This window comes from Streptomyces sp. NPDC054783 (assembly GCF_053611725.1).
Map to the genome: position 1 here is coordinate 259,266 of NZ_JBSHAY010000005.1, position 20,170 is coordinate 279,435.

The following is a 20,170-nucleotide window of genomic DNA, read 5'->3' on the forward strand; positions in this document are numbered from 1 at the left end:
TATCGGGCACCTCACGAGGACTGTTTGGCTTGGCCCGGGTGCAGGATCACCACGCTCACCACCCGCCGATCCGGCCACCCCTGTTCGCACGCAGCTCCGCTGGAGGGAATGTGACCACCACACCGGACAGCGCCACCGGTCCCGCCGTCGACGAACCAGCCCCCGGCCCCGCGGCCGACGGGCAACTCACCAGTCTGTCCACCCGGGCGGCACGCCAGCTCACCACGACCACCAAGTCCGAACCGCAGATGCAGGCCATCACCTCGCGATGGCTGCTCAAGACCCTGCCGTGGGTGGACGTCAAGGGCGGCACCTACCGGGTCAACCGCCGCCTTCAGCTGCGCACGGGCCGCGGCCGGGTGCACTTCGAGCACAACGGCGCCGACGACATCCGGGTCATCCCGGAGACGCTGACCGAGCTGCCGATCCTGCGCGGCTACCCCGACACCGACGTGCTGCGGGAGATCGCCGGCCGCTTCCAGCCACGGGAGGTGCGCGCCGGGCAGGTGCTGTTCGAGGCCGGCCAGCCGGTGACCGAGGCCTATCTGGTCGTCCACGGCCGGTTCACCCGCTACACCACCGGCAAGTACGGCGACGAGGAGATCATCGGGGTCGTCACCGACGGCGACCAGATGGGCGACGAGGCGGTCGGGCAGTCCGATCCCCTGTGGCTGTCCTCGGTGCGGGCCGAGACCGCGGGGGTGGTGCTCGCGCTGCCCTGGGCCGTCGTGCAGGAGTTCACCGGGCGCGTCCCCTCCCTCGCCGCGCATCTCCAGGCCTATGTCGAGCGGCAGCGGCTGCCGATGAACCGCAAGGGCGAGGCCGAGGTGCCGGTGCAGGCCGGCCATGTCGGCGAGCCCACACTGCCGGGCGGCTTCGTGGACTACGAACTCGCCCCGCGCGAATACGAGTTGTCCCTCACCCAGACCGTGCTGCGGGTGCACACCCGGGTCGCCGACCTCTACAACCACCCGATGGACCAGACCCAGCAGCAGCTCCGGCTCACGGTCGAGGAGATCCGCGAGCGCCAGGAGTGGGAGCTGGTCAACAACCGGGAGTTCGGGCTGCTGCACAATGTCGACTACGGCCAGCGGATCAGCACCTTCACCGGCCCGCCGGTCCCGGACGACCTGGACGAGCTGCTGTCGATGCGGCGCAAGACCAAGGTGTTCCTGGCCCATCCCAAGGCGATCGCGGCGTTCTTCCGGCAGTGCAACCGGCGCGGTCTGGTGCCCGGCACCGCGAACGTCGACGGCCACGAGGTACCGGCGTGGCGCGGGGTGCCGATCTTCCCGTGCAGCAAGATCCCGATCAGTGACGACCACACCACGAGCATCATCGCGCTGCGCACCGGCGAGGCCGACCAGGGGGTGATCGGCCTCTACCAGACCGGCATCCCCGAGGAGTTCCAGCCGGGCCTCAACGTCCGGTTCATGGGCATCGACACAGCGGCGATCATCAACTACCTCGTGACCGCCTACTACTCGCTGGCGATCCTCGTGCCCGACGCGGCCGGGATCCTGGAGAACGTGCAGATCGGCCGGTTCCCCGAATGACATCCGAGCACGCCATGAACACCCCCGCCGCCTCCTACACGCTGCCGGGGCCGCCGGACATCGCCGCGAGCCTGCGCAGACCCCGCCGCACCGGGGCGATCCCCGGGCTGCACCACCAGCCGGCCGTGCCCGCCGACCCGGTGCAGGCCGCCGAGGTCGACCGGCGCCTGGAGACCTGGGCCCGTGGCCTGGATCTGTTCCCGGAGGCCTGGAAGGGGGACTTCTCCGGCTTCCAGTTCGGCCAGGCCGTCGTACTGCAGCATCCCGGCGCGCTGGACGTGGACCGGCTCACGGCCGCCGGGAAGCTGCTGCTCGCCGAGAACATCGTCGACTCCTGCTACTGCGAGGAGGACGAGGGCCGGGGCGGGGCGCGCCGTGGCCTCGGCGGCCGGCTGATCATGGCCCAGTCGGCGCTCGATCCCTACCACGGCGTCCCGGAGCTGGAGGAGGAGTGGCGCCAGGGCATGCGGGCCGACGGTCCGCTGCGCTCGTACCACTTCGCCCTGGAGGACTTCGCCGGGTTCGCCACGCCCAGCCAGACCGACCGGTTCGTGCAGGACATCGCCCGACTGCACCTGGGCTACCTCGCGGAGGCCGCCTGGGCGGAGACGCGGTACATGCCGCACGTCTGGGAGTACCTGGTGATGCGGCAGTTCAACAACTTCCGCCCCTGTCTGTCGATCGTCGACGCCGTGGACGGCTACGAGCTGCCCGAGCAGGTCTACGCCCGGCCCGAGATCCAGCGGATCACCGCCCTCGCCTGCAACGCCACCACGATCGTCAACGACCTGTACTCCTTCACGAAGGAGCTGGCCAGCGACCCCGACCATCTGAACCTGCCGCAGGTCGTCGCCGCCAACGACCGGCGCGGGCTGAAGGCCGCCTATCTGAAGTCCGTCGAGATCCACAACCGGATCATGGCGGCCTTCGAGGAGGAGTCGGCCCTGCTGTCGGCCACCTCGCCGCTGGTGGAGCGCTATGCCCGGGGGCTCGCCGCCTGGGTGTCCGGCAACCACGAGTGGCACGCCACCAACACCCACCGCTACCACCTGCCCGACTACTGGTGACCGCCCTCTTTCCGAAACGCCGTCACATGCACCAGGAACGCCGTAACAAGCACCACGAGGAGCCACCTTTGACCACCGTCCCCGTTGCCCGGACCACGTCCGTTCCGGTCCCGACCCAGTCCGTCTACCAGAGCCGGGTCGCCGACTACTGGAACGCCGAGGAGAACCCGGTCAACCTCGAGCTCGGCCGGATCGACGACCTGTACCACCATCACTACGGCATCGGAGCGGCCGACCGTACGGTGCTCGACGAGCCTGATCCGGACCGGCGCCGGGACCGCGTCACCGCCGAACTGCACCGCCTGGAACACGCGCAGGCCGAGCTGCTCGCCTCGCATCTAGGTCCGCTGACCCCCGCCGACCGTGTCTTCGACGCCGGCTGCGGCCGGGGCGGCGGCAGTGTCGTGGCGCATCTGCGCTACGGCTGCCACGCCGACGGCGTCACCATCTCCGCCAAACAGGCCGGGTTCGCCGGCGAGCAGGCCCGCGGCCGGGGCATCGACGACAAGGTGCGCTACCACCACCGCAACATGCTGGACACCGGCTTCGAGACGGGTGCGTACGCGGCCTCGTGGAACAACGAGTCCACCATGTACGTCGAGCTGGACCTGCTGTTCGCGGAGCACGCCCGGCTGCTGCGCCGCGGCGGCCGCTATGTGGTGATCACCGGCTGCTACAACGACACCTACGGGCGGGCCTCGCGCGAGGTGTCGCTGATCAACGCCCACTACATCTGCGACATCCACCCGCGCTCGGAGTACTTCAAGGCGATGGCCCGCAACCGGCTGGTGCCGGTGCACGTCGAGGACCTGACCGAGGCGACGATCCCCTACTGGGAACTGCGCCGGGAGGCCGACCACCTGGTCACGGGCATCGAGGACACGTTCCTGGACGCCTACCGCAACGGCAGCTTCCAGTACCTGCTGATCGCGGCCGACCGGGTCTGAGGCCGGGCCCCGGCGGAAATTCCGTCGACAGCGAGAGCGTCGAGGCGCTGGGATGGGCCGCCATGAGTGCCCACGACAGCCAGAGTCCGCCGCGGATGCACGCGGACGAGTTTTCGACCTCGACGCCCCGCTGGTCCAGCGCCTGATCGCCCGCCGCTTCCCGCGGTGGGCCGCGCTGCCGGTACACCGGCTGCCGTCCTCCGGGACCGAGAACGCCATGTTCCGGCTGGGCACCGACCTGCTGGTACGGCTGCCCCGCCGGCCCGGCGCCGTGGAGGACCTGGGACTGGAGCAGCGCTGGCTGCCCCGGCTCGGGCCGCAGCTGCCGGTCGCCGTGCCCGAGCCGGTGGGCATCGGCGGGCCGGACGAGGGCTATCCGTGGCCCTGGTCCGTCTACCGCTGGATCCAGGGGTGCAACCCGGTGGCCGGCGCCGTGCGGGAGCCGGAGCGGCTCGCCGAGGACCTGGCGGCGTTCGTGCGCGCCCTGCGCCGGATCGACCCGCAGGACGCGCCGTCCGGCTACCGGGGCGGCCCGCTGCGGGACCGGGACGAGCCCACCCGGGCGGCCGTCGCCGAGCTGGGCGCACGGGTCGACGCCGGCGCGATCACAGCCCTGTGGGAGGAGTCCCTGCGGGCCCCCGGGCACGCGGGGCCGCCGGTGTGGGCCCACGGGGACCTCTCCCCCGGGAACGTGCTGGTCGACGAGGGCCGGCTGAGTGCGGTCATCGACTTCGGCTGCGCGGGAGTCGGAGACCCGGCGGTGGACCTGATCGTGGCCTGGAATCTGCTGCCCGCGTCCGTCCGGGACACCTTCCGCAAGGCCGTCGGCGCCGACGACGCCCAGTGGGCGCGGGGGCGGGGCTGGGCGCTGTCGGTCTCGCTGATCCAGCTGCCGTACTACTGGGACACCAACCCGGCCCTGGCGGAGAACTCCCGGCATGTCATCGCCGGGATCCTGGCCGAGGCCGGGTGACGGTCGCGGACCGACCGGGGGTCCGCTACTCCCCCGCGAACGCCTTCTCCAGCGCGGCGACGTCCAGCTTGCCCATGGCCAGCATGGCCTTCATGGTGCGGGTCGCCTTCTCCTGGTCCGGGTCGCCGAGCAGATCGGGCATCCGGTCGTAGACGACCTGCCAGGAGACGCCGTACTTGTCCTTGAGCCAGCCGCAGGGGCCGCCCTCGCCGCCGTCCTCGGTGAGCTTGGCCCAGTAGTGGTCGATCTCCTCCTGCTCCGAACACATGATCTGGAAGGAGATCGCCTCGTTGAACTTGAACTGGGGGCCGCCGTTGAGCGCGACGAACTTCTGGCCGTTGGCCGTGAACTCGACGACCAGCACGGAGCCGGCCGGGCCGGGACCGGCCTCGGTGTAGCGGCCGACGCGACCGATGCTGGAGTTCTTGAAGACCGACACGTAGTACTGTGCGGCCTCCTCGGCCTGGCCGTCGAACCAGAGACAGGTGACGAATCCGTCGGTGGTCATGAGCACCTCCTGGGCGGGGAACACGGTCGTGTGTGTGGACCGATCCTCGCGGCGAAATTCATCGGCCAGGTCGCCGAACAAATCGGCCGGGCCGCCGAATAATCCGGGCGGACGAACGGCGCCCCCGCCTAGCATCCCGATCATGACCTCCACACCCGCCGAACGCATCGAATCCTTCCGGCTGTCGGTGCCGCAGGGCGACCTCGACGACCTCCACGACCGGCTCGACCGCACCCGCTGGCCGGCCGAGCTGCCGGGGGCCGGCTGGGAGTACGGCGTTTCGGCCGGGTATCTGCGGGAGCTGGTGCGGTACTGGCGGCACGAGTACGACTGGCGGGCCGCCGAGGCCGAGCTGAACCGGTGGCCGCAGTTCACCACCACGATCGACGGAACCAAGGTCCACTTCGCCCACGTCCGCTCCCCGGAGCCGAATGCCACGCCGCTGGTGATCACCCATGGCTGGCCGGGCTCGATCGTGGAGTTCCTGGATGTGGTCGGCCCCCTCACCGACCCGGTGGCGCACGGCGGCGACGCGGCGGACGCCTTCCATGTCGTCGTGCCGAGCATTCCCGGCTTCGGCCTGTCCGGGCCCACCACCGAGCGGGGCTGGGAGGCGCGCCGGGTGGCCGACGCCTGGGCGGAGCTGATGCGACGGCTCGGCTACGAGCGGTTCGGGCTGCAGGGCGGCGACTGGGGCGCGGGGATCTCGCGCGAGCTGGGGCGCGTGCATCCGGAGCGGGTGATCGGGGTCCACCTCAATCTGCTGCCGGGCGCGCAGGCGACCACCGAGCCGACCGAGGCGGAGCTGGCCGCGCTCGGTCCCGAGGAGCGGGAGCGGACCCTGCGGTCCTGGCGCCGGTGGGACGCGTGGCTCCGCGACGGCGCCGGGTACGCGGGCCTGCAGTCCACCCGTCCGCACACCCTCGGCTACGCCCTGACGGACTCGCCCGTCGGTCAACTCGCCTGGATCGTCGAGAAGTTCCGGGAGTGGGCGGACTGCGAGGAGCTGCCGGAGGAGGCGGTGGACCGGGACCGGCTGCTGACCAACGTGATGCTGTACTGGCTGACCGGTACGGCCGGTTCGTCCGCCCGTATCTACTACGAGCGGGCCCACGTCGCCGGCGACCGCGCGTGGCAGCCGGCCGAGCCCTCGACGGCGCCGACCGCGCTGGCCGTGTTCCCGGCCGACCCCCAGATGCCGCTGCGGCACAGGGCGGAGCGGACCGAGAACCTCGTGCGCTGGACGGAGTTCGACCGGGGCGGCCACTTCGCGGCGATGGAGGAGCCGGACCTCATGATCGACGACGTCCGGGCCTTCTTCCGGCAGCTCCGCGAGAAGTGACCCGGCCGCCGGGTCAGGCGGCCAGGCAGAGGCCGTTGCAGGGGCGGTGCGGCGCTGCTGCCGTCCGGTGCGGCATGGCGGCTGTCCGGTGGGGCATGGCGGCTGTCCGGTGGGGCGCGGCTGCCATCCGGTGCTGGGCGCCCGTGCGCCTGGTCAGCTCGCCGTGCGCCAGGGAGAGCAGGTCGCCGAGGCCCAGGCCGAGGGCCTGCGCCGCGGCCGCGAGGACCTCCGAGGAAGCCTCCTTGCGGCCCCGCTCGATCTCGGACAGGTAGGGCAGCGAGATCCTCGCCGCGTCGGCCACGTCCTTGAGGGTGCGGTCCTGCTCCCGCCGTTCACGGCGCAGCACCTCACCGACCAGGTCGCGCCACAGGGGCTCCTTGTCCGCCACGGGCTCGGACTCGGGTGTCGCGGAGCGGTCCGGCGCCGGTCGCAGGGGGATCACTCGGGCTTCGTTGCTCACCTGGTTGCTCATCCCCGTCAGCCTAGGAGCCTCGAGGCGTGGGACAAGGGCGCGGCATTGCGCCCTGAGGGAAAACCGTCCTCCGAGGCAGGCGCCAGACGGTTTCCAGATCCGGCAGCGGGGCGTGCATGCGCGGCGTGACCGGGGGTACCCGCCCCGTGAGCACGCCCGCTGGTACGCATGAAACAGGATGTTTCGGGTACACGCGGGCGAACATCAGGAAACGGATACGCAGTGACCGCCGAGGCAGACACAGAGCCGTGACTTTCGTGGGAGAGGTAATGGACACCGCCGGGATCCGGTCGGAAGCAGAGGTCGCCGAGAGGACCGAGCAGGACAGGACGGGCGAGGCACCGGTATCACTGCCAGGCATCGCGGAACCGGCGTCCGTCGCACCACGTGACGCACGGGAGCTGTCCCGTCAGTTCTTCCGCCGGCTGGCCGAGCTGGACGAGGGCACGCACGAATACCAGTACGCGCGCAACACCCTCATCGAGATGAACATGTCGCTGGTGCGGTTCGCGGCCGGACGGTTCCGGGGCCGCGGCGACGACATGGAGGACATCGTCCAGACCGGCATGATCGGCCTCATCAAGGCCATCGACCGGTTCGAGCTGGCCCGCGAGGTGGAGTTCACCTCCTTCGCGCTGCCGTACATCGTCGGTGAGATCAAGCGGTTCTTCCGGGACACGACGTGGGCGGTGCACGTACCGCGCCGTCTCCAGGAGCTACGGGTGGAGCTGGCCAAGGCGCGTGAGGAGCTGTCCAGCCGGCTGGACCGGGACCCGACGGTGGCCGAGCTGGCGACCCTGATGAACATCTCCGAGGACGAGGTGGTCGAGGCCCAGCTCGCCTCCAACGGGTACAACTCCGCCTCCCTGGACGCCGCGCTCACCGGCGACGGGCCGGAGGAGGGCGAGGCGGTGCTCGCCGACTTCATCGGCGTGGAGGAGGAGGGGCTGCGGCTCGTGGAGGACTTCCACGCGCTCGCGCCGCTGATGGCGGAACTCAGCGAGCGGGACCGGCGGATCATCCATCTGCGGTTCGTCGAGGAGGCCACCCAGGCGGAGATCGGGAAACGGCTCGGCTGCTCCCAGATGCATGTGTCGCGGCTGATCAAGCGGATCATCACCCGGCTGCGCCAGGGGATGCTCGGCGAACTCGACCGCGTCTGAGACCGGGAACCCGAGATCCCTGAGATCGGGGACCTGGGAACGAGGCGGCGGCGCGTCCGCCGCCTCCGCGGTCCGGTTCAGCGGGCGGTTCGGTTCACCGGCTGAGTTCGAAACGGACACGCACCCGTTTGCCCACGGGCACGCGCTCCGCGGTGACCTCGGAGGCCAGGGCGTACACGATCTCCATGCCGTGCCGTCCGACGCGTTGGGGGTCTCTGGGGAAGCAGCGGGGAAGGGCGGAGCTGCTGTCGTAGACGCACACCGTGACGGCGCTGTCCGTGCCTTCCAGTTCCAGGATGTACGGGCCGTTGCTGTGCCGGTCGGCGTTGGTGACGAGTTCGCTCACGACCAGGAGCAGCTCACCGTAGGCGCGGTGGTCGGCGATGGCGCACCACTCGGTGCGCAACTGCTCCAGGAAGCGGGCGGCGAAGGCACGCGCCTCGGCGATGCAACCGGGTTCGCCGGTGTAGTGTGCTGCGCGCCACAGCGGCTCCACGGGTACGTCGAAACCAGTCGGTATCACTGCCCCGTCCAGGTGCTTGGTCATGCTGTCTCTCTCGGAAAGCCCGGCCCGGCCGGTCGCCTGTTGCACCTGTCCTCGTACCCCGTGCCGGGCTCCGCAGTCCCCCGCGGCGTTCGCCGACCGCGCACCGTGGCGATGGTCACGCTGCCCGGTGGCTACGGCCGCTCACTGCGCGGGCGGCTCCCCCGGCTGCTGCTCCGGAGGCGATTCCTCCGGCTGCTGCTCCGGGGACGATTCCTCCGGCTGCTGCTCGGTGGGCGAGACCTCCGACTGCTGCTCCGTGGGCGAGACCTCCGACTGCTGCTCCGTGGGCGAGACCTCCGACTGCTGCTCCGTGGGCGTGGTCGCCGACTCGCCGGGCGTACCGGGGGCCGGACCGGAACTCTCCGAGGACGGCTGCGCGGAGGTGGGCGTCTGCTGCTGCGACGGCTTCTCGGTCGCGGACGAGGGCGCGGACGACCTCTCGGTCGACGGCGAGCCCGCGGACGGCGACACCGGCCTGGCGGAGGAGGACTCGGTCGACGGCGGCTTCGACGCCGGCGACTTCGACTCCGGCGACTTCGACTCCGACGACTTCGACGCCGACGGCGAGCCCGCGGACGGCGACACCGGCCTGGCGGAGGAGGACTCGGTCGACGGCGGCTTCGACGCCGGCGGCTTCGACGCCGATGTCTGCGAGGCCGACGGCGACTTCGACGCCGGCGGTGACTTCGACGGCGGCGGTGACTTCGACGGCGATGGTGACTTCGACGGCGACTTCGAGGCCGACGGCGACTTCGAGGCCGACGGCGACGGTGACTTCGAGGCCGACGGCGAGGGCGAGGACGGGGCGGACTTGGACGGCGACGGCGACGAGTTCGGCGAGGAGGACGTCGACGTGCTCGGCTTGCCCGGTGTGGACGGGCAGTGCTTCGAGCCGGGCGGGCACGACGGGGACGGGGACCGGGGTGGGCTCCAGGGATGCGGGAACTTCGGCGGCCTGGCGTGCTGGTCGTGCCGGCCGTACTGGTCACCGCGCTGACGGTGGATCCAGTCCTTGTGGTGGCTGTCGTAGAGCTCGAAGACGCTGACGACCGTCGGCGCGGGCCTCACCACGACCACGTTCGAGGGCCGGTACGCCGACCAGCTTCGGCCCACCAGCTTCGGCGTGCTCTTCTGGGCGACCGGCGGGTTCAGCGGGTTGCCGCAGGCGCAGCGCACGCGGGGGACGCCGTGGTTGTCCACCAGCACGGCGGTGCCCGCCTGGAGGACCGACTGGTAGCTGTTGGCGGCCCCGTTGCGGTAGCCGTGGTTGGTGACCCGGGTGTCGACGCGCAGCTGAACCGGGGTCAGCGAACGCAGAAAGGCGGGCACGCCGGCGGGCTGGACGCCGGCCGCGGCGGCGAAGGCCTTCTCCTTGCCCGGGTCGGCCTGGAGGAACTTGATCTGCTTCTCGACGTCGCAGGCGGGGGTGCGATTGGTGCCGCCGTACAGGCCGGGCGCGCCGCCCTCGATTCCCTGCACCGCGTTGGCCGTGCCGGAGGGCGCGACGGAGGCGGAGGGCGGGGGCGGGGCGGAACTCTCCTTCGCGGTGGATTCCGTGAACGGGTCCTGGCCGCTGCTGTTCGCGGACTGCAGGAAGACCTCGCCGCCCTTGGCGGATCCGCCCGGACGGGTGAAGACCACCGCGAGGACCACGGCGGCGACGACGGCGGCGGTGAGGCCCGCCACCCGCGGCACGGACTTCCACCACGGCCCGTGGGGTCCCGGGGCCCCGCCACCGGCACCGCCACGCGGCGGTTGGGAGGGCGGTGGTCCGGAAGGAGGCCGGGACGAGCCCGACAGCGGGCCGGAGGGCGGCCCGGTCGGGCGGCCGGAGGACGGAGGTTCGGCGCTCACGAGCACTTCTTCCCGTCGCGATCGTCGCGATACGCGGGGCGATACGCGGCTTTTCTCAGTCAAATCCCGTTTGGTGCATTTGGCTGCATATTGATCCCATTGTGTGTCGCAGGGGCGTGAGGCTCGCAAGCCGACGCGAACGGCCCACCCGGCGGGCGGGGTGCCCGGCCACTGCTTAGCGTGGCAACCGTGAGCGTTTCCACCGTCGACCCGCCCGTCGCCCGTCACGGCTGGGTGCAGGCCGTGGCGGTGGTGCTGACCGGGCTGGCCGTCATGGTGCTGGTGGCGGCGCTGGGACTGTGGGCGGCCGGAGCGGGTGACCTGCCGGACGGCGCGTTCCCGCGGGTCGTGGCCGCGACCCTGGTCACGGCGGTCGGCGGCAGTGTGGAACTCTCCGGCAACGCGGGCGCGCTGGCACAGACCCAGGCCGGGGTCACCGTGATGCCGCTGTCGGTGACCCTGGTCGGCGCGCTGGCGATCGGCGGGGGCTTCCTGCGCCCGCTGCGGCACCGGGCGGTCGCCTCGGCCGGTGAACTGACCGGCTGGGCCGCCCGGATCGCGGTGCTGTGGCTGCTCGTGCTGATCGGCCTGGCCTTCGGCGCCCGGCAGACCTTCGCCGTCGACGTGGGCAGCGGCACACTGAGCGACCTGACCGGTCTGTTAGACGCCACGCCCCGGATCGGCTTCACCACGGACGTGCCGCTGACGGTGCTGTTCGGCCTGCTGTGGCTGGCCGGGGTGCTGGTGCTGGCGCTGCTGGTCGCGCGCGGGGCGCCGCTGCCGGGGCGGCTGCTGCGTCTGCAGGAGTCGGTACGCCCGGCGGCGCACGCGATGGTGGTACTGCTCCTCGCGTACGTCGTCGTCGGCCTGGTCACCGCGCTGATCACGGCGGCCACCCGGGATCGTGCCCAGGCCACCTTCGCGCTGATCCTGCTCGGCCTGCCCAATCCGGCCTGGCTGGCCCTCACCATCGGCCTGGGAGCGACCTGGAACGGCCGCGTGCACGGCCCGTTCGGCCTGCCCATGCCGCACGTCCTGGACGCGATCCTGCGTACCCCGGACGTCTCCGCGCTCAACCTGCGCTCGCTCACCGCCTACGACGGCAGGTGGTGGTGGCTGGTGGCCGTGGACGCGATCCTGCTGCTGGCCGTGGCCTTCCGGATGGCAGCGAGCTCTCCGGCCCGGATCCGTCTGTGGCAGCACGCCGTTCACCTGGGCGTGGCGCTTGCGCTGACGGTGCTGATGATCTGCCTGACGGGCCGCATCTCGGCGCACTACGGACTCTCCCTGCTCGGCATCGGCGACCTGGGCGGCGGGCTGTCCGGAGAGCTGTTCCTCAGACCCCAGCTGTGGCGGACGGTCGGCCTGGGCGCGCTGTGGGGACTCGTCGCCGGGTTCCTGGGCGGCCTGTCGGCCCGCCGGGTGCAGCGTCGGGGCGAGGTGGGCGGGCCGGGCGAGTGACCCGGCTGGTCGAGGGCCGGATCACCGAGGACTTCCGGCCGAGTCGGCACGGTGAGTGGTCTCAGGCGGGGTTTCGCTCCGTTCCCTCCGCCCGGTATACGGGGTCCGCTCCCTCCGCCCGGTATACGGGGTCCGCCCAGTGCGGGGGTCTCGGAGGGCCGCTCACCGTCGTGTGGTCCGTCTCCGTGTCGGGCTCCGGCGCCGGGCGGGCATCGGCCGGGCCGGCGGCGGTCGCCGTGGTGGCGCGCAGGGCGCCGACGAAGGCGAGGCAGGTGTCGTAGCGGGCGTCGGGGCTCTTGGCCAGGGCCTTGGCGAAGACCGGGTCCACCGCGGGGTCGAGGCCGGGGCGGGACCCGCTCGGCGGGGGCGGATCGTCGTACTGGTGGGCCCACAGCAGGGCCATGTCGTCGTCGCGGAGGAACGGCGGGCGGCCGGTGAGCGTCTCGTAGACGACGCAGGCCAGGCCGTAGACGTCGCAGCGGCCGTCGACCGGGCGGCCGGAGATCTGCTCGGGGGCCACGTAGTCGAGGGTGCCGACGAACTGGCCGACGCTGGTGAAGCCGGTCAGGGACAGCGACTTCTTGGTGAGCCCGAAGTCGGTCAGATACACGTGCTCGGGGTGGTCGCTGTCGATGCCCTCGGCGACCAGGATGTTGCCGGGCTTGACGTCCCGGTGCACCAGGCCGTGCTCGTGGGCGGCGTCGAGGGCTGACGCCACCTGCGCGGCGATCCGCACGGCGTCGGGCAACGGCAGCGGTCCGCGCAGGTCGAGGAGATGGCGCAGGTCTCTTCCGGAGACGTGCCGCATGGCGATGTAGAGCACGCCATCGGTCTCGCCGGCCTCGAAGACCGGCACGATGTGCGGGTGGTCGATCGCCGCGGCCACCTGGGACTCGTGGGTGAACCGCTTGCGGAAGGTGTCGTTGCGGGCGAGTTCGGGGGCGAGCAGCTTGAGGGCGACCGTGCGGTCCAGGCGCAGGTCGCGGGCGCGGAAGACGACGGCCATGCCGCCGCGCCCGATCTCGCTCTCGATGAGGTAGCTCGCGATCTGCCGGCCGATCAGCTCCGAGGGCCGGCCGGAGAACTGGCTGGTCTCGTGCGCCATCAGCGCTCACCTTCGGGCGCGACCAGCCGGGTCGGGGTGTGCCCGGCGTCGTCGCCGGTGACCTCCCGGTCGGTGGCGTAGGTGGTCAGCCGCCGTCCGTCGCCGTACACCCAGCGGCCCTCCTCGGGGTCGTACAGCCACATGGACTCCCCGTCGACCACGACCCCGATCCTGAGGCCCCGGGTGCGCTCCTCGAAGTCCTCCCCGTCCAGCGCGCCGGCCGCGAGCTCCTCCACCGCGGACCGGTAGTCGGCCAGGGCCTGTTCGGCGCGGGCCAGCAGGGGCCGTGGATCGGCGGTGTCCGCCGGGCCGTCGACGGCGGGCGGGTCCTCGGGTACGGCGACGAGCCGGCGGCCGTCGACCCAGGCTCCCCAGCCGTTGGCGCAGCGGATGTACCCCCAGTCGCCGCGCCGCTCCACGAGCTCGACCGGCAGCAGCGGGTCGAGGGGCAGGGTTGGCCGGGCCGGGTCGGGGGCCTCCCAGGCGGGCATGCCGCGCGGCGGCACGACGTGCGTGGGCCGGAATCCGGGACTGGGCGCTCTGCTCATCGGGACGCCTGCTTCCGCGTGTGTGCCATCGCGTTCGCCTACTTCCGCATCACGGCGGGTTCGTGCCGGCGCAGCAGCCGGGCGACCACGATCCCGTAGAGGACGGAGAGCACCACCAGCATGACCAGATCGAGCAGCCAGACGCCCGTCGAGTGACGGAAGAGGGGGTCGGCGGTCAGGCTGCCCGGGACGATCCGGGACAGCCCGACCGTGCCGGCCATCGCGCCGAGCGCCCAGCGGGAGGGCACGAGCCAGGACAGCTGCTCCAGGCCGGGCACACCGTTGAGCGGGAGCAGCGCACCGCAGAAGACGACCTGGACGATGGCGAGCAGCACCAGCAGCGGCATCGTCACCTCCTCCTTGCGCACCAGCACGGAGACCAGCAGCCCGAGCAACATCGCGGTGAACGCGAGCAGGGCGGCGGCCAGGGTGATCTCGGCGAGCGGCGGCAGCAGGACGCCCCGGCCGCCGGGGGTGTTCAGGTCGACACCGAGGAGGGCGACCAGGGTGAGGACGACGGCCTGGAGCACGCTGATCGTGCCGAGCACCACGATCTTGGACATCAGATAGGCCGAACGGGACAGGCCGACGGCGCGTTCGCGCTGGTAGACGACGCGTTCCTTGACGAGTTCGCGCACCGCGTTGGCGGCGCCGGTCAGCACGGCGCCGACGCACAGGATGAGCAGCGCGTTCATCGCGGTGTCCCGGGCGAGCCGGCCGCCGGCCAGGGCGCGGGCCATGGCGCCCATGACGAACGGCAGGGCGATCATGACGAGCAGGAAGGTGCGGTCGGAGCTGAGGACGGCCGCGTAACGGCGGACCAGCGTGCCGAGCTGGCCTCCCCAGCCGCGTGGGCGGGGCAGTGGTGCCCGGACGACGGGGGCCGGGCCCGGGTGGTGGGGCTGGGTGGTGGCCTCGGTGACGTAGTGCCGGTGGAACGGCGACTCGCGGTACTCCCTGGCCCAGTCGCGGTCCGGGTCGCGGTCGAAGGCCTCGAAGGCCTCCGGCCACTGTTCGAAGCCGAAGAAGGCGAGGGCGTCGTCGGACGGACCGTAGTAGGCCACCTTGCCGCCGGGGGCGAGCACCAGGAGGCGGTCGCAGACGCCGAGGCTGAGGACGCTGTGGGTGACCACGATGACGGTACGGCCGTCGTCGGCGAGGCCGCGCAGCATGTTCATCACCGAGCGGTCCATGCCGGGGTCGAGGCCGGAGGTCGGCTCGTCCAGGAAGAGCAGCGAGGGTTTGGTGAGCAGTTCCAGGGCCACGCTGACCCGCTTGCGCTGTCCGCCGGAGAGGCTGTGCACGGGCTGGTCGGCACGCTGTCCGAGGCCGAGTTCCCGGATGACCTCGTCCACCCGGGCCCGTCGCTCGGCGGCGGCGGTGTCCTCGGGGAAGCGCAGTTCGGCGGCGTAGGTCAGGGCGGCGCGCACGGTGAGCTGGGGGTGCAGGATGTCGTCCTGCGGGACCAGTCCGATGCGCTGGCGCAGTTCGGCGTAGTCGCGGTAGAGGTCGCGGCCGTCGTACAGGACGGTGCCGCGGTCGGCGGGCCGCTGCCCGGTGAGGGCGTTCAGCAGCGTGGACTTGCCGGCGCCGCTCGGTCCGACCACCGCGAGCAGGGACTTCTCCCCCACCGGGAAGGACACGTGGTCGAGGAGGATTTTGCGTCCGCCGTCGACGGCGACGGTGAGGTCCTGGGCGTCGAGGGAGATCTCACCGGTGTCGACGTACTCCTGGAGTTCGTCGCCGACCAGGCAGAACGCGACGTGGCCGATGCCGACGATGTCGCCCGGGCCCATGGGCGCACGGGTGACTGGCCGGCCGTTGAGGTAGGTGCCGTTGTGGCTGCCGAGGTCGATGATCTCGTATGTGCCGTCGGGGTGGGCGCGCAGTTCGGCGTGGCGGCGGGAGACGATCAGGTCGTCCACCACCAGGTCGTTGTCGGCGGCCCGGCCGATGCGGACCGGGCGCACGGGCAGCGGGCGGACACTGCTGGGCCGGCGGAAGGTGCCGGTCAGCAGGGGGAGCGACACTGCGGAGGGCCGGTCGGGGGCGGGCTGCGGGGCGCCGGCGGGGACGGCGCGGGGGCCGTCGGTGGGGTTGCCGAAGCGGATCACGCTGCCGGGGCGCACACCCCACCGGTCGATCCGGCGGCCGTCGGCGTAGGTGCCGTTGGTGCTGTGCTGGTCCGTCAGGGTCCAGCGATCGTCGTCGCAGCGCAGCACGGCGTGGTGCCACGAGACCCGGGCATCGTCCAGGACGATGTCGCTCAACGGGTCGCGTCCGACGTGGTAGTCGTGCCCCGGGCTCATGATCGTGGAGCCCGTGTCGGTCTCCAGGACGAGTTCGGGCGCCGTCGGGGCGATCGGCCGCTCCGCCATGGCCAGAATTCTACCGATTCACCCGCATATGCGCCCAGAGTCGGGGGCCGGACGGCCGACGGACACGTGTCAGGCGACGGGTACGACCAGCGCCGGCAGGGTGCGCTGCATGCGCAGCGCGTCGACGGACTCGGCGAGCAGTTCGTACTCGGTGGTCTCGTCACTGGCGGCGATCCGTACCAGCCGTCCGCCCGCCAGCTCGTCGGCCACGAGCTCCTGCCGGACGTCGTCGGCGCACCAGGCGCGCAGCAGGGCGGGCACGTCGGCCACCGTGTCCGCGACCGGCACCAGCGAGCCTGCCGGGAAGGCGGGGTCCTCCGGGCTCGGGTCCAGACGCTCCGCGATCCAGGACGCGCGGTCGCGCAGCCACCACAGGGCCAGGGCCAGCGTCGGGGCGCGGTAGGTGCCGAGCGGTACCCCGATGCGCCGGCCGTCGCACATGCCGTACGCGGTGACATGGCACAGGAATTCGTCGTGCACCTCTCACTCCCCCGTCGCCTCGCTGGTTGCGCCCGGCCCGGCCTCGCTCTCCGTGCGGATCCTGTGCGGTGAAGTGCCCCTGACGTTCGAGTATCGCCACTCCCGAAACACTGTCACCATGACTTTCCGGCCAGTCTGTTGGCATATTCACCGCACGTTCTGGCCGGAACACATCGGCGCCCTCGCGGCCGCCGGGCATTACCCGGCAGGTAATCGACCCGCCTGTCGGCGCTCCGGCATGGTGGTCACACCGGATCGGCGTAGCCCCGGATCCGGCTCTGACCAGCAGTAATCAGCAAGTTACGACCTCGATGGAGGCTGATTCACCATGTCCGTGGACACCAACCGTTACGAGAGCGCCGCAGCCCGCTACTTCGAGGCCTGGAACGCCACCGAGCCGGAGGCCCTGAAGAAGGCGGTCGCCGCCGCGTGGACCGCCGACGGCGGCTACACCGACCCGCTCGCCGACGTCCGCGGCCACGAGGGCATCGCGGCCGTGATCGCGGCGGCCCACGAGCAGTTCCCCGGGTTCGTCTTCCGCCCGCTCGGTGCGGTGGACGGACACCACGACACCGCGCGCTTCGGCTGGGAGCTGGTGAACGAGGCTGGGGGTGCCCCCTCTGGGGGAGGCTCGGCGCCGGTCGCCGGGTTCGACGTCGTCACGCTGGACGACGAGGGCCGGATCCGGCAGGTGCTGGGCTTTCTGGACCGCGTGCCGGCGGCTGCCTGACACCGCCCGGCCGGCGATGAGTTCCGCCGCGCGCGACGGTCTGCCCTGACGCACGATTCCCGGCAGAGCGCCGCGCGCGGCCATACACGGAGGAACACCATGCAGACGAGCGGTCCGGTGGACGTGGAGTTCACCGCGGTTCTCCAGCGGAGTCCGCAGGCCGGCGGCTGGACCTATGTGGTCTGGCCGCGCTCGGCCGAGTTCTTCGGCACCCGCGGCCTGGTCAAGGTCGGCGGCACGGTCGACGGCCACCCGTTCCGGAGTTCGTTCATGGCCCTGGGAGACGGCCGGCACAAGCTCCCGGTGAGGGCCGGCATCCGGAAGGCGATCGGCAAGCGGGAGGGCGACACCGTGACCGTACGCCTGGCGGAACGGCTCAGCTGACGACCGACTCCGGGTAGCGGCGGAGCGCGACGCCGACGGTGCGCTCGAAGGCGTTGCCGAAGGCGCTCTGGGAGCTGTGGCCGACCGAGCGGGCCGGTTCCGCCACGGCACGGAGTCCTTCCTCGGGGCACGGGCGGCCAGGCTCATGCGCCAGTTCTGCGGACAGGCCGGCGCCGGCGCACGCCCGCGGCCCCCCGGAGCCGCAGAGCCGCACGGCGAAAGTCGCCCGCGACATCGCGGCGGCGCGCGCCCGCTCCTCCAGTTGCCAGGGGTGGGCCGGGCCGGAGTGCATCCGGCGCGGGGCCAGGGGCCGGCCGCTCGTCCGCGAGCGCCCGCAGCCGGCCGGCAGCCCCGCGGCCTGCCCTCCGCCCGGCCCCTCCGGTCCAGAACTGCGGCATCAGCCCGTGGTGGGCCCGGGGGCGAGGCCTGCCGGCGGGCGGAACCGGGGGGCCCGGCGTGCTGCCGTACGCCGTCGGCCGGGAGGCGGCGGCCCGGCTGTGGGAGGTGAGCGAACGGCTCACCTCCTGACCGGGGTCACCGGCCCGGGGGTGCTCAGCCCTGCACGATCGCGTCGATCAAGGCCAGTTCCTCGGCGTCGAAGTCCAGGTCGCGGATGGTGCCGACGCTGTCCTCGAGCTGCTGCGGGCTGCTCGCGCCGACCAGCGCGGAGGTGACCCGGCCGCCGCGCAGCACCCAGGCCAGGGCCAGCTGGGCCAGGGTCTGGCCGCGGGACTTGGCGATCTCGTCGAGGGAGCGCAGGCGGGCGACGAGGTCCTCGGTGACCGCGTCCGAGTGCAGGAAGGGGCTGTCGCTCGCGGCCCGGGAGTCCTCGGGGATGCCGTCGAGGTAGCGGCCGGTGAGCAGGCCCTGCTCCAGGGGGGAGTAGGCGATGGAGCCGACCTGGAGTTCGTCCAGGGCGTCCAGCAGCCCCTCGCCCTCGGGGCGGCGGTCGAGCATCGAGTAGCGCGGCTGGTGGATGAGCAGCGGGGTGCCGAGGTCGGCGAGGATGCGGGCGGCCTCGCGGGTCTGCTCCGCCGAGTAGTTGGAGACGCCGACGTAGAGCGCCTTGCCCTGCTGCACCGCCGAGTGCAGGGCGCCCATCGTCTCCTCCAGCGGAGTGTCCGGGTCGAAGCGGTGCGAGTAGAAGATGTCGACGTGGTCCAGGCCCATGCGCGCAAGGCTCTGGTCGAGCGAGGACAGCAGGTACTTGCGCGAGCCCCATTCGCCGTACGGGCCGGGCCACATGAGGTAGCCGGCCTTGGTGGAGATCACCAGCTCGTCGCGGTACGGCCCGAAGTCGGCCTTGAGCGCCTCGCCGAGGGCGGACTCGGCGGCGCCGGGCGGCGGGCCGTAGTTGTTGGCGAGGTCGAAGTGGGTGACACCCAGGTCGAAGGCGCGGCGCAGGATGGCCCGCTGGGTCTCGGCGGGCCGGTCCGGGCCGAAGTTGTGCCACAGACCGAGGGACAGCGCGGGGAGCTTCAGTCCGCTGCGTCCGGTGCGCCGGTAGGGCATGTCGGCGTAACGGTCGGGGTGTGCGGTGTACAACGCGACTCCAGAGGGGTTGGCACACGGTGTTCCCGGCTCCGGGGGCCTGCGGCTCCCGGTGACCGCTTCCACTCTTTCCCGTCCGCCGGGCAGCGGTCCAACAGAAGAATCCGATGGGATTCAGCGGCTAGGCTTCTCAATCATGGAACTGCGTCATCTCCAGCATTTCGTCGCCGTCGCCGAGGACCAGCACTTCACCCGGGCCGCCGAGCGCCTGATGGTGTCCCAGTCGGGTTTGTCGGCGTCCATCCGGGCGCTGGAGCGGGAGCTGCGGGCGCCGTTGTTCGTGCGTACCACCAGGCGGGTGACGCTCACCGAGGCGGGGCGGGCGCTGCTGGTGGAGGCCGAGCGGATCCTGGCGCAGGTCCGTGCGGCGCACGAGGCGGTCGCGGCGGTGCAGGGCGTGCTGCGCGGCACGCTGGCGCTGGGCACCGAGCAGTGCATCGCGGGCGTGCACCCGGCACGGTTGCTGGCCGCGTTCCGGGGGCGGCATCCGGACGTGGAGATCCGGCTGCGGCAGGCCGGTTCGGGCGCGCTGGCCGAGGAGGTGGCGGCCGGCCGGCTCGACCTCGCCTTCGCCTACCGCACCCAGGCGGACAGCGACCAGTTGCGTTCGGTGGCGCTGACGAGCGAGCCGATGACCGTGCTGTGCCATCCCGGACACCGGCTGGCCTCGGCCGGCGCGGTGCTGACCCCCGAGGACCTGGCCGGTGAGGTCTTCGTGGACTTCCACCCGGACTGGGGCCCGCGCCGCACCACCGACGCCGCGTTCGCCGCGGCCGGCGTGCGGCGCACGGTCGCGCTGGAGGTCAACGACGTGCACAGCCTGCTGGACCTCGTGGACGAGAACCTGGGGATCGCGGTCGTACCCCGGCACTTCCGTCACAAGCGGCCCTCCCTCACGGCGCTGCCACTGAAGGGCACGGGCGAGACGGAGTACGAGACCGTGGCGCTGCTGCCGCCGGACCGTGCCACCAGTCCCGCCGCCCGGGCGCTCGTCACGCTCCTGGAGACCGGCGGTGCAACAGGGGGTCTGGCACCACCCCAGGAGGGGTCCCAGCCCTCCTGATTCCGGCCGCCCGCCACACGAGACTCGGGACCGTCGGCCAG

At 72.1% G+C, this 20,170-nt stretch carries 18 protein-coding genes and 1 pseudogene; 10 read left to right on the plus strand and 9 right to left on the minus strand.

Going from position 1 to position 20,170, the window contains the following annotated elements; translation table 11 throughout:
- The first annotated feature begins 110 nt into the window (after positions 1–110).
- The 4 genes from ACWGJ5_RS12930 (at position 111) to ACWGJ5_RS12945 (ending at position 4,543) form a co-directional block, all read left to right on the plus strand.
- The gene (locus tag ACWGJ5_RS12930) at positions 111–1,556 is read left to right on the plus strand and encodes a family 2B encapsulin nanocompartment shell protein (RefSeq protein WP_453309771.1); all 1,446 of its coding nucleotides are present in this window, start codon (positions 111–113) and stop codon (positions 1,554–1,556) included.
- On the plus strand, positions 1,553–2,623 hold the full coding sequence (locus tag ACWGJ5_RS12935) for a family 2 encapsulin nanocompartment cargo protein terpene cyclase (protein ID WP_453309772.1): 1,071 nt from the start codon (positions 1,553–1,555) through the stop codon (positions 2,621–2,623). Before ACWGJ5_RS12930 ends, ACWGJ5_RS12935 begins: the two co-directional genes overlap by 4 nt.
- A 68-nt stretch (positions 2,624–2,691) precedes the next feature.
- Complete coding sequence (locus ACWGJ5_RS12940; protein ID WP_453309773.1) at positions 2,692–3,570, plus strand: geranyl diphosphate 2-C-methyltransferase; 879 nt, start codon at positions 2,692–2,694, stop codon at positions 3,568–3,570.
- 52 nt (positions 3,571–3,622) lie between these two features.
- Positions 3,623–4,543 carry an aminoglycoside phosphotransferase family protein gene (locus ACWGJ5_RS12945; protein ID WP_453309774.1) on the plus strand — a complete coding sequence of 307 codons (921 nt, stop codon included), beginning with the start codon at positions 3,623–3,625 and terminating at the stop codon, positions 4,541–4,543.
- Between the two features lie 25 nt (positions 4,544–4,568).
- On the opposite strand, the gene ACWGJ5_RS12950 is transcribed toward ACWGJ5_RS12945, so the two are convergent.
- Positions 4,569–5,051, minus strand: coding sequence for a VOC family protein (locus ACWGJ5_RS12950; protein ID WP_453309775.1), 483 nt, complete (start codon positions 5,049–5,051; stop codon positions 4,569–4,571).
- A 142-nt stretch (positions 5,052–5,193) separates the two neighbouring features.
- Between ACWGJ5_RS12950 and ACWGJ5_RS12955 the strand changes: the two genes are divergently transcribed.
- Positions 5,194–6,393 (plus strand): epoxide hydrolase family protein, encoded by a 1,200-nt coding sequence (locus tag ACWGJ5_RS12955; RefSeq protein ID WP_453309776.1) that lies wholly within the window; start codon positions 5,194–5,196, stop codon positions 6,391–6,393.
- A 13-nt stretch (positions 6,394–6,406) separates the two neighbouring features.
- On the opposite strand, the gene ACWGJ5_RS12960 is transcribed toward ACWGJ5_RS12955, so the two are convergent.
- Positions 6,407–6,865: a helix-turn-helix domain-containing protein gene (locus ACWGJ5_RS12960; protein WP_453309777.1), complete on the minus strand. Its 459-nt coding sequence runs from the start codon at positions 6,863–6,865 to the stop codon at positions 6,407–6,409.
- A gap of 269 nt (positions 6,866–7,134) precedes the next feature.
- Here ACWGJ5_RS12960 and ACWGJ5_RS12965 point away from each other — a divergent pair, with 269 nt between their 5' ends.
- On the plus strand, positions 7,135–8,028 hold the full coding sequence (locus ACWGJ5_RS12965) for an RNA polymerase sigma factor SigF (protein WP_453309778.1): 894 nt from the start codon (positions 7,135–7,137) through the stop codon (positions 8,026–8,028).
- Between the two features lie 94 nt (positions 8,029–8,122).
- On the opposite strand, the gene ACWGJ5_RS12970 is transcribed toward ACWGJ5_RS12965, so the two are convergent.
- Both ACWGJ5_RS12970 and ACWGJ5_RS12975 read right to left on the minus strand, forming a co-directional pair.
- The gene (locus ACWGJ5_RS12970; RefSeq protein WP_453309779.1) at positions 8,123–8,575 is read right to left on the minus strand and encodes an ATP-binding protein; all 453 of its coding nucleotides are present in this window, start codon (positions 8,573–8,575) and stop codon (positions 8,123–8,125) included.
- Positions 8,576–9,154: 579 nt separating this feature from the next.
- A pseudogene (locus ACWGJ5_RS12975) lies at positions 9,155–10,429 on the minus strand (DUF6777 domain-containing protein); the annotation flags it as partial.
- A 180-nt stretch (positions 10,430–10,609) separates the two neighbouring features.
- On the opposite strand from ACWGJ5_RS12975, the gene ACWGJ5_RS12980 reads away from it, so the two are divergent.
- Positions 10,610–11,890 carry a streptophobe family protein gene (locus ACWGJ5_RS12980; RefSeq protein WP_453309780.1) on the plus strand — a complete coding sequence of 427 codons (1,281 nt, stop codon included), beginning with the start codon at positions 10,610–10,612 and terminating at the stop codon, positions 11,888–11,890.
- A gap of 61 nt (positions 11,891–11,951) precedes the next feature.
- On the opposite strand, the gene ACWGJ5_RS12985 is transcribed toward ACWGJ5_RS12980, so the two are convergent.
- The 4 genes from ACWGJ5_RS12985 to ACWGJ5_RS13000 all read right to left on the minus strand — a co-directional run bounded on the left by ACWGJ5_RS12985 (position 11,952) and on the right by ACWGJ5_RS13000 (position 16,401).
- Positions 11,952–12,995, minus strand: a complete 1,044-nt coding sequence (locus ACWGJ5_RS12985) for a serine/threonine-protein kinase (protein WP_453309781.1) — start codon at positions 12,993–12,995, stop codon at positions 11,952–11,954.
- A complete protein-coding gene (locus ACWGJ5_RS12990) occupies positions 12,995–13,543 on the minus strand; it encodes a hypothetical protein (protein WP_453309782.1) in 549 nt (182 codons plus the stop codon). The genes ACWGJ5_RS12985 and ACWGJ5_RS12990 overlap by 1 nt, the downstream gene beginning before the upstream one ends.
- A 38-nt stretch (positions 13,544–13,581) precedes the next feature.
- On the minus strand, positions 13,582–15,921 hold the full coding sequence (locus ACWGJ5_RS12995) for an FHA domain-containing protein (RefSeq protein ID WP_453309783.1): 2,340 nt from the start codon (positions 15,919–15,921) through the stop codon (positions 13,582–13,584).
- 69 nt (positions 15,922–15,990) lie between these two features.
- Positions 15,991–16,401 carry a hypothetical protein gene (locus tag ACWGJ5_RS13000; RefSeq protein ID WP_453309784.1) on the minus strand — a complete coding sequence of 137 codons (411 nt, stop codon included), beginning with the start codon at positions 16,399–16,401 and terminating at the stop codon, positions 15,991–15,993.
- 328 nt (positions 16,402–16,729) lie between these two features.
- Between ACWGJ5_RS13000 and ACWGJ5_RS13005 the strand changes: the two genes are divergently transcribed.
- Together ACWGJ5_RS13005 and ACWGJ5_RS13010 are read left to right on the plus strand one after the other, a co-directional pair.
- Complete coding sequence (locus ACWGJ5_RS13005; protein WP_453309785.1) at positions 16,730–17,131, plus strand: nuclear transport factor 2 family protein; 402 nt, start codon at positions 16,730–16,732, stop codon at positions 17,129–17,131.
- Between the two features lie 99 nt (positions 17,132–17,230).
- Positions 17,231–17,515, plus strand: coding sequence for a DUF1905 domain-containing protein (locus tag ACWGJ5_RS13010; protein WP_453309786.1), 285 nt, complete (start codon positions 17,231–17,233; stop codon positions 17,513–17,515).
- Between the two features lie 552 nt (positions 17,516–18,067).
- On the opposite strand, the gene mgrA is transcribed toward ACWGJ5_RS13010, so the two are convergent.
- Positions 18,068–19,060: an L-glyceraldehyde 3-phosphate reductase gene (mgrA, locus tag ACWGJ5_RS13015; protein ID WP_453309787.1), complete on the minus strand. Its 993-nt coding sequence runs from the start codon at positions 19,058–19,060 to the stop codon at positions 18,068–18,070.
- Between the two features lie 142 nt (positions 19,061–19,202).
- Here mgrA and ACWGJ5_RS13020 point away from each other — a divergent pair, with 142 nt between their 5' ends.
- On the plus strand, positions 19,203–20,129 hold the full coding sequence (locus ACWGJ5_RS13020; RefSeq protein WP_453309788.1) for a LysR substrate-binding domain-containing protein: 927 nt from the start codon (positions 19,203–19,205) through the stop codon (positions 20,127–20,129).
- Positions 20,130–20,170: the final 41 nt, after the last annotated feature.

Excerpts from the sequence above, each read along its gene's own strand:
- ACWGJ5_RS12995 (WP_453309783.1), bottom strand. The coding sequence starts at position 15,921 with ATGGCGGAGCGGCCGATCGCCCCGACGGCGCCCGAACTCGTCCTGGAG.
- ACWGJ5_RS12970 (WP_453309779.1), bottom strand. The coding sequence starts at position 8,575 with ATGACCAAGCACCTGGACGGGGCAGTGATACCGACTGGTTTCGACGTA.
- ACWGJ5_RS13010 (WP_453309786.1), top strand. The coding sequence starts at position 17,231 with ATGCAGACGAGCGGTCCGGTGGACGTGGAGTTCACCGCGGTTCTCCAG.
- ACWGJ5_RS12935 (WP_453309772.1), top strand. The coding sequence starts at position 1,553 with ATGACATCCGAGCACGCCATGAACACCCCCGCCGCCTCCTACACGCTG.
- ACWGJ5_RS13005 (WP_453309785.1), top strand. The coding sequence starts at position 16,730 with ATGTCCGTGGACACCAACCGTTACGAGAGCGCCGCAGCCCGCTACTTC.
- ACWGJ5_RS12985 (WP_453309781.1), bottom strand. The coding sequence starts at position 12,995 with ATGGCGCACGAGACCAGCCAGTTCTCCGGCCGGCCCTCGGAGCTGATC.
- ACWGJ5_RS12945 (WP_453309774.1), top strand. The coding sequence starts at position 3,623 with ATGGGCCGCCATGAGTGCCCACGACAGCCAGAGTCCGCCGCGGATGCA.
- ACWGJ5_RS12990 (WP_453309782.1), bottom strand. The coding sequence starts at position 13,543 with ATGAGCAGAGCGCCCAGTCCCGGATTCCGGCCCACGCACGTCGTGCCG.
- ACWGJ5_RS13020 (WP_453309788.1), top strand. The coding sequence starts at position 19,203 with ATGGAACTGCGTCATCTCCAGCATTTCGTCGCCGTCGCCGAGGACCAG.
- ACWGJ5_RS12950 (WP_453309775.1), bottom strand. The coding sequence starts at position 5,051 with ATGACCACCGACGGATTCGTCACCTGTCTCTGGTTCGACGGCCAGGCC.
- ACWGJ5_RS12960 (WP_453309777.1), bottom strand. The coding sequence starts at position 6,865 with ATGAGCAACCAGGTGAGCAACGAAGCCCGAGTGATCCCCCTGCGACCG.
- ACWGJ5_RS12965 (WP_453309778.1), top strand. The coding sequence starts at position 7,135 with ATGGACACCGCCGGGATCCGGTCGGAAGCAGAGGTCGCCGAGAGGACC.
- ACWGJ5_RS12955 (WP_453309776.1), top strand. The coding sequence starts at position 5,194 with ATGACCTCCACACCCGCCGAACGCATCGAATCCTTCCGGCTGTCGGTG.